17 protein-coding genes are annotated in these 15,100 nt (G+C 39.7%); 12 read left to right on the forward strand and 5 right to left on the reverse strand.

Features of this window, described 5'->3' with window-relative positions:
• Positions 1-66 precede the first annotated feature (66 nt).
• The 3 genes from DFP98_RS00670 to DFP98_RS00680 are packed head-to-tail and all read left to right on the forward strand — an operon-like array spanning position 67 to position 3,435.
• The gene (locus tag DFP98_RS00670; RefSeq protein WP_281275119.1) at positions 67-1,803 is read left to right on the forward strand and encodes a ThiF family adenylyltransferase; all 1,737 of its coding nucleotides are present in this window, start codon (positions 67-69) and stop codon (positions 1,801-1,803) included.
• The gene (locus DFP98_RS00675) at positions 1,803-2,300 is read left to right on the forward strand and encodes a Mov34/MPN/PAD-1 family protein (RefSeq protein ID WP_116058629.1); all 498 of its coding nucleotides are present in this window, start codon (positions 1,803-1,805) and stop codon (positions 2,298-2,300) included. The genes DFP98_RS00670 and DFP98_RS00675 overlap by 1 nt, the downstream gene beginning before the upstream one ends.
• On the forward strand, positions 2,293-3,435 hold the full coding sequence (locus DFP98_RS00680) for an SAVED domain-containing protein (RefSeq protein WP_116058630.1): 1,143 nt from the start codon (positions 2,293-2,295) through the stop codon (positions 3,433-3,435). Before DFP98_RS00675 ends, DFP98_RS00680 begins: the two co-directional genes overlap by 8 nt.
• Positions 3,436-3,726: 291 nt before the next feature.
• On the opposite strand, the gene DFP98_RS00685 is transcribed toward DFP98_RS00680, so the two are convergent.
• Both DFP98_RS00685 and DFP98_RS38570 read right to left on the reverse strand, forming a co-directional pair.
• Entirely contained in the window at positions 3,727-4,683 is a 957-nt protein-coding gene (locus DFP98_RS00685; protein ID WP_116058631.1) for a hypothetical protein, read from the reverse strand.
• Between the two features lie 79 nt (positions 4,684-4,762).
• A complete protein-coding gene (locus DFP98_RS38570; protein ID WP_147310110.1) occupies positions 4,763-5,227 on the reverse strand; it encodes a hypothetical protein in 465 nt (154 codons plus the stop codon).
• Positions 5,228-5,730: 503 nt separating this feature from the next.
• On the opposite strand from DFP98_RS38570, the gene DFP98_RS00690 reads away from it, so the two are divergent.
• Complete coding sequence (locus DFP98_RS00690; protein WP_181917407.1) at positions 5,731-6,744, forward strand: TniQ family protein; 1,014 nt, start codon at positions 5,731-5,733, stop codon at positions 6,742-6,744.
• A 10-nt stretch (positions 6,745-6,754) separates the two neighbouring features.
• On the opposite strand, the gene DFP98_RS00695 is transcribed toward DFP98_RS00690, so the two are convergent.
• Positions 6,755-7,708, reverse strand: coding sequence for a site-specific integrase (locus DFP98_RS00695; protein ID WP_116058633.1), 954 nt, complete (start codon positions 7,706-7,708; stop codon positions 6,755-6,757).
• 115 nt (positions 7,709-7,823) lie between these two features.
• On the reverse strand, positions 7,824-8,171 hold the full coding sequence (locus DFP98_RS00700) for a helix-turn-helix domain-containing protein (RefSeq protein WP_116058634.1): 348 nt from the start codon (positions 8,169-8,171) through the stop codon (positions 7,824-7,826).
• A 184-nt stretch (positions 8,172-8,355) separates the two neighbouring features.
• Between DFP98_RS00700 and DFP98_RS00705 the strand changes: the two genes are divergently transcribed.
• From DFP98_RS00705 to DFP98_RS38575, 8 genes are all read left to right on the forward strand, one after another.
• Entirely contained in the window at positions 8,356-10,044 is a 1,689-nt protein-coding gene (locus DFP98_RS00705) for a TniQ family protein (RefSeq protein WP_116058635.1), read from the forward strand.
• 167 nt (positions 10,045-10,211) lie between these two features.
• Entirely contained in the window at positions 10,212-10,538 is a 327-nt protein-coding gene (locus DFP98_RS00710) for a hypothetical protein (protein WP_116058636.1), read from the forward strand.
• Positions 10,539-10,782: 244 nt separating this feature from the next.
• The gene (locus DFP98_RS00715; protein ID WP_116058637.1) at positions 10,783-11,025 is read left to right on the forward strand and encodes a hypothetical protein; all 243 of its coding nucleotides are present in this window, start codon (positions 10,783-10,785) and stop codon (positions 11,023-11,025) included.
• 191 nt (positions 11,026-11,216) lie between these two features.
• Positions 11,217-11,960, forward strand: coding sequence for an FGGY-family carbohydrate kinase (locus DFP98_RS00720; protein WP_116058638.1), 744 nt, complete (start codon positions 11,217-11,219; stop codon positions 11,958-11,960).
• A 96-nt stretch (positions 11,961-12,056) separates the two neighbouring features.
• Positions 12,057-12,377, forward strand: coding sequence for a hypothetical protein (locus DFP98_RS00725; protein ID WP_116058639.1), 321 nt, complete (start codon positions 12,057-12,059; stop codon positions 12,375-12,377).
• Between the two features lie 142 nt (positions 12,378-12,519).
• The gene (locus DFP98_RS00730; RefSeq protein ID WP_116058640.1) at positions 12,520-12,744 is read left to right on the forward strand and encodes a hypothetical protein; all 225 of its coding nucleotides are present in this window, start codon (positions 12,520-12,522) and stop codon (positions 12,742-12,744) included.
• A gap of 57 nt (positions 12,745-12,801) precedes the next feature.
• The gene (locus DFP98_RS00735) at positions 12,802-12,975 is read left to right on the forward strand and encodes a carbohydrate-binding protein (protein WP_116058922.1); all 174 of its coding nucleotides are present in this window, start codon (positions 12,802-12,804) and stop codon (positions 12,973-12,975) included.
• Between the two features lie 92 nt (positions 12,976-13,067).
• Positions 13,068-13,532 (forward strand): MFS transporter, encoded by a 465-nt coding sequence (locus DFP98_RS38575; protein ID WP_147310111.1) that lies wholly within the window; start codon positions 13,068-13,070, stop codon positions 13,530-13,532.
• 355 nt (positions 13,533-13,887) lie between these two features.
• Here DFP98_RS38575 and cntE read toward each other — a convergent pair whose 3' ends face one another.
• Positions 13,888-15,096, reverse strand: coding sequence for a staphylopine family metallophore export MFS transporter CntE (cntE, locus tag DFP98_RS00740; RefSeq protein WP_116058923.1), 1,209 nt, complete (start codon positions 15,094-15,096; stop codon positions 13,888-13,890).
• Positions 15,097-15,100 lie beyond the last annotated feature (4 nt).

A 15,100-nucleotide genomic window follows, 5' to 3' on the forward strand; every position in this document is an offset into this window, starting at 1 on the left:
ATTCGTTATATAGAGAAATTTGGGGGAGCGCTTGCACATCAGATTACTCTTATCCCGGAGAGCGAACTGAAACATTATTACTATGTTAAGCATGCATTTCGAATTCAAACAGAAATACTGGATGGACCGGCCACGCTTGTGGTCGGTTTGCCTTTTGAATTTCCTTCCGTGCTACCACTCTTTTTTGATGCCCAGCGTCAATTTGGATTTGTTCCGCATGTCGAGGATAGCGGCTTTATCTGCTTTACCCGAAATGAGAATTTGGTTATTGACGAGCGATATCCAGGTAAAGTGGTTCTTGACTGTTTAGAGAAAGTAATTGGGATCCTTGAAATGGGGCAATTGGAAGCCAATAATCAAGATTTTCTAGAAGAGTTCGAAGTCTACTGGCAGAGGTCTGATGCATGTTATAGAGAAGCACATGTTCTTTTTGATGAAGAAAACAATACAATTCGTGAAATCGATCTATATCTAATGTCGTTAGATGGGGTTACTTATTTTGTATGTGAAAAATCGTTTAATCCGGATCACTATATTCAATCCGTTTTCAAAGAAGAGACTAAAAATGTAACTAAACGAAGATGCCTTTTCATCCCATTACGCGAGGGAACATTTATTAAGCCTTCTCAAGTTCACCAAAAATGGACTTTTAAAGAACTCAAAGAATTGGTCTATAGCAATATTACATCTGAGGATAGAAAAAAACTTGTTCAACTTATTCAGAGGAATCCAAAAAGCAATACTCGGTATGACTATGTCCTTTTCGGGTTGCCCATCAATCAGGAGAAGAATGCGCTCTTCGGCATGGTTATACATTACGAAGAGGGTATGATCAAGAGCAAGAAAACGAAAGTACAGTTGCATCCTTTAATACAAACGCCAGTTAAAATAGAAGTTTTTCCATTTGCAGTTACTCGCCATCATAAAGACTTTCTGTTAGCCCGCACAGGCGCAGATTCATCGTTCGTTGGAAAACATGCCATTGTAATCGGAGTAGGGGCCATTGGCAGCGTAGTGGCAATGGGATTAGCCAAGTCAGGATTCGGCACCATCACTCTCATTGACCATGATCGAATCGATATTGAGAATGTGTACAGGCATGTTCTAGGTGCGGATTTACTCTATAACCGAGATACTCCCAATGAACTTAATCGTTACAAAAAAGTCGAAGCATTGAAAATAGAAATAGAAAGAAAGTATCCATTAACGAAGGTCATTGCGATTGACAAGAAGTTTAACACCGTATTGGAGATGGAAACAATTGATTGGGATAAAGCGGACATCATCATTGTATGTATGGGTTCACCTAATGCTGAAATGGCAATCAACCGTCATTTCCATCAACTAAGCCAATCGCCGCCGCTCATTCATGCTTGGGTTGAACCATTTGGTGTAGGTGGACATGTGCTACTCACATTAAATCAAGAAAAACAAGGATGTTACCAATGTTTATTCCGACCGCTTAGTGACGAGGATTCCATTGAGAATTTGTCGGGTTTCGCACAGGCTGGTCAATCCTTTACGAAATCTCTTGGTGGATGCGGAACTTACTTTACTCCATATAGTTTCCTGGATAGCGAAGAAACAGCAAACCAGGTATTAAGAACAATCCATCGACTTTCACGCAAACAGATAAAAGGAAATCCTATTTTTTCATGGAAAGGCGACCCTACACTTTTTCTAAATGAAGGATTTAAATTGAGCGATAGGTTTCATATGACAGAAGAGCAATTAATGAAGAATAGCACCTTGTATTACGACCCAAACTGTCCCGTTTGCTCAAACAAGGAGACACCACATTAATGTCTAAATCCGTTTTTATTTTGCCAACAAACCAAAGGCTGAAAGTGAATGAAGAAGTCATCGAATTATTGTTTTCATTGGCTCAGGACTCTCTGGATGCACTGGAATCCGGTGGGATTTTAGTAGGAAGAATATTGGAGAGCTCTGCGGATTATGTGATTGATGATGCTTCAGTACCTATGGCGAAAGATGTCCAAAAAAGGAATAGCTTCGTGAGAGATTCGGAGGGACATCAAGAATATTTTGATCAACACTGGGCACATCAAGAAGGAAGGTGTTTCTATTTAGGCGAATGGCATACGCACCCGGAAAAAGTGCCGAAGCCGTCCTTTATCGATCAACGTGGCTGGAGAAACTTGCTAAATGCCAAAATCCAAGAGCAAACAACTTTATTTTTTATCATTGTTGGCATTCAACGGTTGGTCATTTGGCAAGGCGTAAATCGTAACGGTAGAATTCGGATTTTCAGAGTGGGGGATATTAACAGGTATGAATAACGTAGAAAGTTCAGGTGAACAAAAACGAGAACGTCGGCAGCTTAGAGCGGTTGAAAACTTTTACTTATGGGTTGTTTCAGGGGGACGTTGCTCATTTCAGGATTCGAAGAGCAAAGTTTGTAACAAGTTGCTGATCTTAAATGAAGATGGACGGCTGTCCAATGTAGGAGAGAAAGCGCATATTATTGGCCATAAGGGACCAAGATATGAGTTTGCTGAACAATACGGATATAAAGATGAGGATCTTGAAAACATAAGCAATTTGATGATGCTTTGCGCAGATCATCACAAGTTAATCGATGACCATGCGGAAGCATTTCCTCCTGATGATTTATTTAGAATGAAACGTGAGCACGAAGAAAGAGTCGTCTCTTTGGGAGAAATAAATAGAAAGTCAATTGCAATTATTCACAAACGATTAGCGCCTCCCATACGTAGTCTGGACTTAATAGAGGGGACAAACAAATTATTGCTTGAAGCAATAGAGCTCCAAGAAGAATTTGTCGATACCTCTTTAGAGGGTTGGGAAGAAGCTAAGGCGATGGATATTGCACTTCACAAACAATTTCTCGATGTCATGGCGTGTCACAAGGACATTGATGTTGAAATCTTTCCTTTGTCCCCGATCCCATTATTAATCCATTTAGGGACTCTAATCACCGATACAATCTCGGCAACTGTTTATCAATATGACAGGGATCAGCAATTATGGGTGTCTAATCAGCCGGGCACAAATCGTGCCCCATCGATCCAAACTAAATGTCAAAGCGCCTTCAATGAAGACGCCACTATATTAGTTGTAGCGGTGTCAGTAAGCGCCTCCATCGACACTCAAGATATTCATAATGTGGTAGAAAACGAATATGATCTTATGGATATCAGTATTGAGAACCCTGGGATTAACCGAGTTCTTTTTCAGGAGGATGTGCAAATCATTCAAAAAGAATTTAAGCTTGCTGTTGAAAAGCAATTACAACAAAAACGATATAAAGAAATTCATCTTTTTTACAGTGGGCCAGCAGGCCTTGCGGTTGAAATCGGTAGGGGCATTAACACAAGAATGTGGCCAAATGTTTATTTGTACCATTTTAATATTCGAAATAATCCTCGATATCAGCGGACTTTTTCAGTCTAGAGCAATTCGGAAAAAAACGGGGCCGATATCAATGTCGGTCACAATCATACCCGAAAATGTAAAGATTCATTTATAGCTATTGGTGAGTGAAATGTACATAGTCTATAGTTCAACAAACAAATAAAATTTTTAATAAGCATCGGTATATATTCCTGACACAGATTTTTGTCAAGTATATATACCGATGCTTTTCCAGACAGATAAAGTCCCGTTTCCACCTTCGGCTCAAATGGACGGAAGCAAAGAGTAGAATCCTTGCCGACTTGTATTGTATTTATTGTTTTAATATTTTCATTTCCTGATTAAAGCTATTCTAACACTTGCCTCTACATCCATCGGACTAAAGCGTGAGACTTTTTCAAAAGGGTATGGAACAAGAATTGCCGTTAAGTTTGACACATCTTTCGTGAAAGGCACTGTTTCACTTTTTACACTTATCAGTTTTTGCTGAGGTAAGACACCAAAAATCGCTTTTTTGTCATCCCTAATAGATAATTGAGTCCAATCTTGTAAAATAATTAATGCAAACGGTAGCTCTTTTTTATTCTTGTTACCAACATTAATAAAGAAATTGGTTACTTGACCTTTATCAACTTCTTCAACTGACCATTTATTTAGTGATGAACCTTTTGTAAGTAACATGCCATCCAATATGTTATTATCGATTAATTCAGTGCTGTGTATTCTAGGTATTACATTTTTCTGCTTTTCCTCTTCAACAATCAATGTTACCCTAACGCCTACCAAATGATTAAATTCAGTTGCATCTCTGTATTTTGTTGATGTTTCGGTATCATTGGGGTTTTTAATAAAAAAAACTATGAAATCATGGAGTCCCTCTTCTAATTCCTCACCAATTTTAACTTGAAAAAATCTAAGCTCCCTTGATTTAAGGCTAAAAGAAAAACTACTTTGGAATTTGTTTGAGATATCAATTGAATGTTGGCTATAGTCTAAGAATGGCAGCAATAAGAACTCAGTGGTCTCTTTTAAGCCATTTGCAACTACAATATTTAAGTCAATTGATTGTCCTTTTTTTAAGTAGAAAGTCCTTTCTTCAATTGTTTTCTGTTTATTTGAAGTAACAAGCCCATACTGAACACCGTTTCCTTCAGCAACATAAGAGTAATTATCAAAAGTTTCAATGTAAGTCTGATCATTTTTTTCAAAAAAGTAATAAATTGAGAGTGCTATGATAGTACTCACGCTGATGAATAAAATTGGCTTGGGCTTAAAATAATTTGCCATTTTCTTTTTCTCCGTAGTTATAATAGTTTATATATCTGGGCCCTTCAGAACAAATCTGAAGGGCCCTTGCTAGTGAATATTAATGTGCGGGTGTTGCAGAAGCTGTATTGGAATCAGATGTTTCATTATTAATATCAAGGTAGCCTGTATGCAAAGTTAGACTGAATGTATTTGCACCTGCATAACTTGCATTGTATTCGGTATCACTATTTGAATCAACCAATCCACCTTCTGAATAAAGTCGGCTTTTTGCATAGATATAATCTACTGTGACACGAGTGCTATCTTCACTGCAAAAAGCAACCGATCTTGAATGCCCTGACTTTCCACTATTAAAAAGGTCTGTAAAGCTATAATGTGAAAGGCTGCAAGAGCCAAGTCGCTCGGTACCTGAGGGGGCACGGTAGACGATATTTTCATTGATTGGTATTGCAGTACCAGTTATTTTAGAAGGTTTAGAGAGGACTGTGTCATTTGCCAATACCGACGGACTAACAAGAGCCAATACAACAATATTCAATGTAAGCACTCTAATCAACTTCAATCCGAATTCACTCCTTATTATGATATAGATTCCACATTTCAAGTGTACTTAAAATTAAAGATATCCCCTTTTCTGAATTGGTATTTAATTCATGTTTACCCATACGATGTATGAACATTATAGCAATTCACCATTATATAGGGTATGGGTATGAAACATTAACTTCAGATGCTTTTTTTTGATATTATTCGTTATTATTTGTAATATAAGGAGCTAATATGTCGATCGAAGCGCCAAAGTCCTTAGAAACCTTCAATCTGCCATGCCTATTGCGGTTCCCTATCAAAGTAAACTTTACGAACTCGTATTATAACTGCAGCAAGTGGTGAGAGCAGACGAAAGCGTGACCCAGAGCAGACATTAACGATTGCCTAAGGAAGTTTGGGCTTTAAAGTTTCAAAATAAAAGTCTTTTGAGCAGCCATGTATCTATATATGTATTAAAGTGAGATATTTTTGTAACAATGTTAATAAAAGATTAATGAAAAAAGGTGATGAAAAATTGTGCTGTGGCCAATTCAACCAAGTTTTCAAGATAAAGAATCATTTTATAGTTACATCTGTCGGGCTTCTGAATTGAATCAACAAGATTTAAAAGCAATTTATAAATTGCTTGGAGTAAGATATAGACCAAATAATCCCAACCCAGTTTATGTAGATGAGATGGATGAAGTAAGATCTACTAATCTAATAGTTGATAACTGTGTTAAGGATTGGTTGCTTTTTGAACGAGGGGGAGGAAATGCTGATTTCTGTACATTTGGGAAAAGATTTCCTAGGTATCTACTATCAAATAAAGTGAAGGTTTGTCCTTTTTGTTTGCGTGATCATAATTTAATCAATTCAGAATGGCATTTTACTCATATTACTACTTGCGTCGATCATCAATGTTTACTTCTAGACTCTTGTCCAAGGTGTAATGGATTATTTTCTTGGAGTGAGATGTTATTATCTCAATGTCCAGAATGTCATATACAATGGAGTGAAATCTGTAAGTACACGGAAAATTTCAAAAAAGTTGAGAAGTTAGACGTGCATAAACTTATATATTATCAAATTAATAAAAATAATAAGTTAGAACTAGAGCAATATCCTATAGAAGTCCTAAGATTAAGTTTTGTCGACTTAGTTCATGTCTTATCGTTTTTTTCATGGCTGTTGGATAGATACGATGATTGTTGGAATAGCAAATCCATTGAAAAACTTAACATTTTTGAAATTTATGAAGGGATTCAACATGCGGGAAATGTTTTGTTAACGTGGCCATTAAATTTCGATATATCTTCAGTAAAAATGAAGGTTGTAAAATTATTTGAAAAAACGAGGAGAATTAAATTTTTTCAATCTTGGGTTGATTCCGTTCCTTTTGATATTGAAAATTTGTTCCCGGAACTGAATACTCAATATCGGGTTGAAAGAACAAGTGTTTTACTCGAGAAACTAAACAAAAAGAAAATAGATGGTAAACTGGAACTTTCAGATATTACTTTTATTGCAACGCTTAACTATCTATATTAAATGGTTATATTTATAGACCGATGTCCTTAGCTGCATTCTCTGAGAATAAATCATCAGAATTGCTTTTGTATCTTTTCAATAACTTATCATTTGGTCTATGCCGTTGTTGTACTAAAGTATACAACTCAGGATTTATCAATGCAGAAACAGTGAGTCCTGAACGTATACTGTGGCCTGAAAATAAAGTGTCGTCAATTCCAATAACCGACAAGTGCTTTTTTAGGATCAGGGCTACTGATCTGTCTGAAAGTTTTTTGTCCGAAATATGACCATGTAAATTGATGGCTCTAAAAACTGGACCGACTTCAAGTCCCGAAGCTTCTTTCCAGGAGCAAAACGATCTAACCGGACAGATACTTTCATCGATTGAATAAGCTACTTGTACTGTTTCAGTTGGAATTGAGTTATTACTGAACAGTTCAATTGTGAGGCCACTTTCAGATACATGAATGTTCTCAAAAGTGAGGTTTACGAGTTCTGATCTTCTGAGTGCTCCGTAATATCCGATTAAAATAATGGCTCGATCCCTTTTTTCAGTTAGACTATTGGAATTTAAGGATCTAATAATTAAACGAAGTATTTGGAGAACCAACGGTAACTTATGATCAAGGACCCCATTTTGGATTTTAACAATTTCGAACCAAACCTTTTGAACATTTATTGTATAAGGGGAATTAAATCCTGCATTATTATTTGCCCAATTTATTGCATGTATTTTCATCTTTAATGTATTTATTTTGCTTCCTTTAAACAAGTGATGAGTCATGTAGAGAGAATATACTTGCTCATTAGTCGGAAGTGGAGGGAATTCATGTTTTTCGCACCATTCAACAAATGTAGTCCAATGGTAATGAAGTAAACGTTTAGTGGAATCAGATAGTTCTTTTTTGACGCCGGCTTCAAAATACTCATTTTGTTTAATTTTAATAGAGTTGAGTTCAAGTTCAATGTTGAAATTTTCCATTCATGCATTGCCTCCTCGTCATATGAAGTCTATTCACATCCGAAGATAATTAAATCAAGTCGCAGTTTGTGCTAAAAAAGATCAAGTCGTTATAAGATTAACGTCTTGATCTTTCTTAAGAGAGTAGCTCATTAATAATATTCCTTATTTTACTGAGTGGAACAACATCCTGACTAATAATCAAGTCGAATATTTCGAGGAGTTCTGATTCTTTATTTTGATCGATATACTGTTTAATCGAATCATTGTACCTTAACAAATCCGATAGGTGCACACCAAGAGTATTGCTAATGCGTGTTAAGTTCTTAAGTGTAATATTAGCTTCTCCACGTTCAACGCTACCTATATATGTGTAATGGAAGCCCGCCTTTTCTCCAAGTTCTTCTTGAGAAAGGGATTGGGCTTTTCTTATTTCTTTAATTCTTTGACCGACTAATCGTAAAACCAACTCGGTTTCGTTCATAATTCTTACACCTCTTTAGAAGAAGTGTAGACAAAAGACGTTCAACTAAAAATGCCTATATATTTAGTGATTCTTATATTGCTATATATATGTATTAATTCGACGGAAAAGGTCAATAAATAAATTTAAGGGATGCACCATTAAGAGACGATCCCGACAGATCAGTATAAAGGAGAGACTTTATATGCACTTTTTATTTTTACCAACCATTAAATCGAATGAAAGTCTAATTAGCTACCTTAATAGAATCGCAAATGTTAATCATTACTTAAATTCATATCAAATAACAGATGCACTTAAAATGAACCACAACACTGTAAGAACTAATCATTTTACTAGCTCTGAGATAACACTATTATCCAAACTCATAGATATGCCGAGTAAAAAGGCTGTTTCAATGACCAGCAATTACTTTGAAATGTTAATGGGAAAACAGCTATCCAATAAGATGGTACTCAAGAGTAAGTTTAAGTTTTGTCCATTATGTATAACCAAAGATTCTATCTATCAAATAAGTTGGTTTCTGCGTTCTATAACGATTTGTACAAAGCACCAAGTTGTTTTATGCGACCATTGCAAAGTTTGTGGATCCAATGTGTCTGTGGAATCTATAATGGCCAACAGCTGTAAATACTGTGATCATGCTTATTCAAGTAAGATTACTACAAAGGATGAATCAAAAGAATGGGCCAATCATAAAGTTTTTGACTGTGCAGATACTGGAGTAACCCGGTTTATGGGTTACAATATGACATTCAAGAATATTCATCAACTTTTATACTCCAGTACATTATTTCTTGAGGGTTGTCCTTCTCCATTGATCCCTGACCAGGTTCTTCGTATCTTCCATAATAGAAGGTCGGGAATGAGGGATAACGTGAGTTATTATAATGCAATAAAGAGTTTCTTTTGGATGTATGATCAATTTCCTAGTAATTTTTATAGGATCCTTGATTATCAATTAAAACTACCAGCGAAGTCTATGTATTATCGGACAAGAGAGTTTGAAAAGTTATTTGGAGAAGAAGCTTTTAATTGGATTAAATCTGCATATGAGTACTTTTGGTTAACAAAACTCGATGAAGGAAGAGTAAGAAAAGACATGTCGGTTTTCAAAAATAACACATCATTATTAGAACAAAGAGGATTTATAAGAAAAGAGGAGGCTAAAAATTACTTCTCAAACGAGAAGTTAATATCATTGGTTGAAGAGAATTTACTTATTCTCAAAGAAAACAATAAAAAATACTTGGTTGATAAGAAAAGTCTTAATAAACACCTTGATTCAACGTGTAGATTTGTTAGTAAAGTGAAATGTTCGCAATTATTGGGCTTGAATACAGCAATCGTTTATGACTTGATCGAAGCTGGAATACTACACGAAGATTCGATTGGCGGGGCTTACTCTAAACTAATTCGTAAAGATGAAATTGATCATCTTTTGGGAAAATGCCTAGCAACTATAGATAAAATTGACGAAAGATGGATTCCGTTTAGAAAAGCACTTAGAAAATACAATACTGTAGGCCTATCTGCGATCTTTTTAATAAAAAAAATACTTGTGGGGAAATTAGTCGCAGTTAACTTGAATACTATTGGCAGTTTTAAGAGTTGCTATGTAGATAGAAATCAACTACTGCTTATTATAAAAGAAATGAAGGAAAGGCGATCAGTTGAAAAGGGATTATATCGTGAAGAAATCATGAAAATCCTAAAAATTGGGGAAAAGGCCGTAGCCTCACTTGAATCTTCTGGCCAGTTGAAGCCTAAACAAATTGTCCAGTTAAAGGGAGGCCGTAAACGATACCTTTACGACTGGGAAAAAATTATGGAAATTGCACAAAGGAATAAATATGCATCTAATGCATCCTAAAAACATTATTACTTCATTATTTAAGCTGTCGAGAACATTTGCATTTTGTTCGATGTGTGTACATTTCTTTGTATTTATATACTTTTTTAAATAATAATATATATATGTATTAATTTTATGTTTTTGAGAATAATAAAGATATAAATTATAAGGAGGAGTAGGTTACGATGAAGGATTTTATATTTCAATTTAGTCCGCAACTAGCAGTTAAGTCAGGATATCATGTTTTTTACAATGGTTTTATTTATGAACCCAAACGCGATGTTATCGCCTTTGAACCTGTAACTCCAGTATTAATTGTAAAGCACACAACAAATGATGATGAAATTTATGTTAAGGTTTCAAGTAGTCTTCCGCTAATTGAGTATGTGAGAATTAATAGGGATGATCCTGATCTCAATAAATTAGAATATTTCTCACGGATGCAAAAGATGAAGTCGGAATACAATAAAAATCGTGTATTTAACAAAGGAAAAAAGTTAAAAGGGGCATAATTAGCGGATGCGTGATGCAAACATCTAGTTTTCAAGGAACGATGGATCATCCAGACTGCCGAGGAGGACTCGGCAGTCTACTTTTGTTATTCGTGTTTTCTCACGTATTTTCTGGGTATATATTATACTATATCAAATTGAAGAATGAACTATTGATTCCAAGTATCTCGAATATAGTAAAATCCGGCCCGCAAGGGTTGTCCGGCTGAAGGAGATTCACCTCTTTGCGAACGAGCCTGTGCGCTTGGGCGATCATCTGTATTGGGACTTTTTGCGGCTTTTTCATGAGATGAAGCGAGGACTAGCACTCGTTCGTCAAGAGTGCGGATTCGCTTCTGATTCTCTGGCCGTGGATACGTGGGGCGTCGATATCGCTTTCCTGGACAACCGGGGCAAATTACTGGCCAATCCTTATCACTATCGCGACAACAGGAATGACGGAATGCCGCAAATCGCGTTTGAGCACGAGAGGAGCTTTACGCGCTGACGGGTAGCAATCCATGGCAGTACAATACGCTGTTTCAATTGCTCGCAACGAAGAAGTCCGATCCGTACTTTGGGACAATGCGGCTACCATGCTATGGATGCCGGATCTGCTTCATTATTTTCTGAAAGGTGTGAAAGCGACCGAATATACGGTGGCCAGCACAAGCGGCTGCTTAATCCTCATTCGAGAAGTTGGTCGTCCGAGCTATTCTCTCGTCTTCAATTGCCAAAGCATTGGCTTGCGGAAACCGTTCAGCCCGGAACGAGGCTGGCTTCCGTACAAGCGTCAATCGCAAGCGAGCTTGGCCTGCCGCCGGTGCCGGTCATTACGACGGCTTCTCACGACTCCGCGGGGCTGTCGTTGCCACACCTTCCTTCCATCTGAATGCCGTCTTTATCAGTTGCGGAACCTGGTCGATTGTCGGCGTTGAGAATGACGAGCCGATTGTTGTGGTACACAGTCTGGAGCTTTCTTTTACGAACGAGGGCGCTCTGGAATTCCATATTGTAGGCGACGGAGTTCAGCATCGGCTGCTCTGCCAGTTGACGGCGAACGCCACTGGAAGACCGGTCATCGCCGGCCCTGTTGAAGCGACGGCTCTCGGGAATGTTTTGGTACAGGCGATGGCGCACGGGGAAAATCGCAATGTAGCCGAAGCGCGGGATGTGGCGGCTCGATCGTTCGATACCGAGCGCTACGAGCCGGAAGCGGCAGAGGAATGGAACAAAGCCTACCAACGCTATAAAGCGCATCACACAAGGAGCGAGAGCATAATGCCGACGAATAACAGCAAGCTTACATTATATATAGCGACTGAAGCTTCGGACGATCATCCCGGTACAATCGGTCGGCCGTTGCGCACTTTGGAGCGGGCGGTCTCTCTGCTCAAGATCTGCGAGCAAAAGCTGGACGAATTGGTTATTTATCTGAGATAAGGGATGTACGAATTGGCTCGACTGTCGAACTGAATGAAGAGACGCTGGGGTACAGCGATCTAAAGCTGACCATCGCAAGCATGGACGGAGAGGAGGTTGTCATCAGCGGCGCGGCTTGCCGTACAGCCGGCGTGGAATCCCTATAAGGACGGTATTTTTGTCGCTTCGATCGGCGCGGGTCGTCAAGTAGATGTTTTGTATGTCGGCAGCGAGCGGCGGATTATGGCCAGGTATCCCAAATACGAGGAAAATAAAACGTTGAACGGATACGCCGCCGATGCGCTTAGCAAGGAACGAGCAGCGATATGGAGCAATCCTGAAGGCGGTTATATTCGTGCGCTGCATTTTCGGGAATGGCTGCTATACTACTCCCGCTCGACAGTCATGAACTGGAACATGCCTCCTACAGCATTGTGACAACAGAAGAACTGATTCGGATTACCGGAGAATCGTGGCGGCGCCCGCTGAGCCATGTGACCCTTCAAGGAATCTCATTTGTCCGGACACATAGAACGCTGTTCACCCGGCCATTCGTCGTCCGCTGCGCGGAGACTGGGGAATGGTTCGGGCAGGAGCGATTTATCTCGATAATACGGAAAATATCCGCATTTGTCACTCGAAATTCGTAGACATCGGCGGTAATGCGATTACGATGTCGGGCTATAACAGCAACAATCTGGTTGATGGTAATGATTTTAGGCATATTGGGGCGATTGGTGTGCTGACCTTCGGTCAGATGTCGGCGGTCCGCGATCCGTCCACATACGATGGAGACAATCACTAAACCGAAATTCGCAATTTTGTGCCGGGCCCGCAAAGCGAGGAATACCCCCGTCATATTATGATCAGTAATAACTACTTCTACGATATCGGAACTCCTACTGGCCAGCTTGTAGGAACTTACACAGTTGCTGGGACAGGCGGTTGGCAAACTTGGACTACATCAACATGTAATATCAGTGGCGCTACGGGAAAGCATAGGCTCTATCTGAAATTTACTGGAGGAAGCGGATAATTATTTAATTTTAATTGGCTCAAGTTTAGTGAAATTGGCTATGCAGTCAGTAGATTTCTAACCTTTCGCTCTAAAATAAGAGAGAAGAGATCATGAGCCGTTCAAACATTGGGACGGCTCATTCTTGTGTACGCCCAGCAGGAAAACTGCTTACGAATAACGCCATAAAAACGGTAGTCGCTTTTCCTTTTGCGTTAGGGGCTGTGTACATCTTGTTATTCCTGTTTGGACAGTTTACTGTACCTATAATTGTCTCTACTTTACTTTGGGGAACCTTGTCGGGAATCGGGGGGGATATTATTCAGTATTGGGTCGTTTCCTCAGCGCCAGAAGCACCGGAATTTTCTAATGGCTTATTTCTAACAGTCGGCAACTTGGGAATTACAGTGGGAGCAGCAACAGGCGGTTTATTCATATCGGCACTAGGTATTCCGTATTTTGTATTCGTCGGCTTTTTATCGTTACTAGTAAGTTTGGTATTTATTCTAATAAGAACCCGCATCTATACTCCCCAAAATCGTTCTACCAATCTTTCTGCAAAACAGATTTCCGGCTAAATACGGTGACTCTACTCGAAGATTTTATAGTAACGGTAGTTATCAATACTAATTTTCCGTCTAGTTTTATTCAAGGTGAATACAAAAACTTCGCGGTCCAATCGTTGGAAACTTTCTTCAATATCATCTCGAATCGACTCGCTAATTTCTTTATGGAGAGAGGCCTTATGCAACTGACGGCTGGCATGTTGGTCTCGGGAGTTATTCGATACGGCTGTCGACCGGACGATCCAGTCTCTGCAGACGTTGGATCCATGGTTCATATTATATGTCTGCCAGTGTGTAGAGGCGGTCAATTGGTAAAGTCAAAGAGAAGCTGGAAAGCAACGGCTTGTCTAGGTCGAATCAAGATTGCTTATTCGCGCTTCGAGGATGGCTTCGTTTCGACAGACGCTGACCGTCGTTCATAGGCAAAAAAAAGCATCGCTACGCTCAAGATCGCACAAACCGTATACATGAAAGAATAGGAGGTAAGATCCGCAATCGGGCCCATAATGACACCGCCGAGCGATACTCCCAGGTCCGCCATGGCAATGAACAAGCCGACCAGCACATTTCGGCTTTGCTGCGGCAACACAAAAGTCAAAAAGGTCGTTAACGTAGGATAAAGCAAGGCTTGCGCGGCGCCCATCAGAATTGCGCCGGCATAGAAAAATACGGCTCCGCCGGTGATTGAAAAGCTTACAGATTGCGCCGCTATAACGAGCAGAAGCATTAACGTCATGATAAAAGCCGAATGCCACTTTCCATCCGAAGGAATTTTCTTTCTTAAGACAAAACGCGCCACGACAACTGTGCCTGCCTGAAGCATGAGATAAATCGCCGCATTGCCGTTTTGAATCTGTGCGGCGTATAACGGGATAAAGGTGGTCACTGCTCCGAATACAAGAGATGCCGTCAGCATCAGCAGGCTGCATCTGAACAAATAGGGGTTTTTCACCAATTGCCCGAAGGATTGCAGCATCGCTGCGCCCTGTTTGGTTTGGCCGTCATTGACGGGGGGGCTCGCACTTCGGTCTATTTTTGCGCTGTACCCCACAACACCCGTCAGGAGCGCGATCGTAATCATCGCCGCGGTAAAAATATAGGTCTCCTCCGACTGCCATATACCCAGAGCGAGCAGGGGACCAATGATGCTTGGAATGGAAGCGCAAAGGGAATACATCGAAATCCCTTGCGAGCGATCCTTGTCCGGCAAAGCGTCAATAATGCCGAGCTGCAAGGCCATAGAGAAGAACGCGGTACATACGCCTTGCAGGACACGCGCAACAAAGTAGCCTTCCAATCCGGTAAATGTATAGATGAGGAGGGCCAATCCGTTAATGGCGAGAATCGTTCGTAAAACCGGAATGGGTCCATATTTCTGAATCAGCAGGCCCGCCCACGGACGAAAGAGCATCGTCGTAAACAAATAGGCTCCCATGACGATGCCGATTGTGGTGTTGGTGGCCCCGAGCGACTCGCCTTTCAAGGGAATGATGACATTCAAAATCGCGTTGGCGCTAAAATATAAAAGCGTCAAACCATATAATCGCAAAAAGGGTAAAGACAACGCTCCCTTCAACACC

Source organism: Cohnella phaseoli, from assembly GCF_003386235.1.
In the GTDB taxonomy this organism is placed as follows: Bacteria; Bacillota; Bacilli; order Paenibacillales; family Paenibacillaceae; genus Cohnella; species Cohnella phaseoli.

What these genes read in the sequence shown, in the direction of transcription:
- DFP98_RS00730 (WP_116058640.1), top strand. Translation starts at nt 12,520, where the DNA reads ATGGTTCGGGCAGGAGCGATTTATCTCGATAATACGGAAAATATCCGC.
- DFP98_RS00675 (WP_116058629.1), top strand. Translation starts at nt 1,803, where the DNA reads ATGTCTAAATCCGTTTTTATTTTGCCAACAAACCAAAGGCTGAAAGTG.
- DFP98_RS00680 (WP_116058630.1), top strand. Translation starts at nt 2,293, where the DNA reads ATGAATAACGTAGAAAGTTCAGGTGAACAAAAACGAGAACGTCGGCAG.
- DFP98_RS00735 (WP_116058922.1), top strand. Translation starts at nt 12,802, where the DNA reads ATGATCAGTAATAACTACTTCTACGATATCGGAACTCCTACTGGCCAG.
- DFP98_RS00700 (WP_116058634.1), bottom strand. Translation starts at nt 8,171, where the DNA reads ATGAACGAAACCGAGTTGGTTTTACGATTAGTCGGTCAAAGAATTAAA.
- DFP98_RS38575 (WP_147310111.1), top strand. Translation starts at nt 13,068, where the DNA reads ATGAGCCGTTCAAACATTGGGACGGCTCATTCTTGTGTACGCCCAGCA.
- DFP98_RS00685 (WP_116058631.1), bottom strand. Translation starts at nt 4,683, where the DNA reads ATGGCAAATTATTTTAAGCCCAAGCCAATTTTATTCATCAGCGTGAGT.
- DFP98_RS00710 (WP_116058636.1), top strand. Translation starts at nt 10,212, where the DNA reads ATGAAGGATTTTATATTTCAATTTAGTCCGCAACTAGCAGTTAAGTCA.
- DFP98_RS00705 (WP_116058635.1), top strand. Translation starts at nt 8,356, where the DNA reads ATGCACTTTTTATTTTTACCAACCATTAAATCGAATGAAAGTCTAATT.
- DFP98_RS00695 (WP_116058633.1), bottom strand. Translation starts at nt 7,708, where the DNA reads ATGGAAAATTTCAACATTGAACTTGAACTCAACTCTATTAAAATTAAA.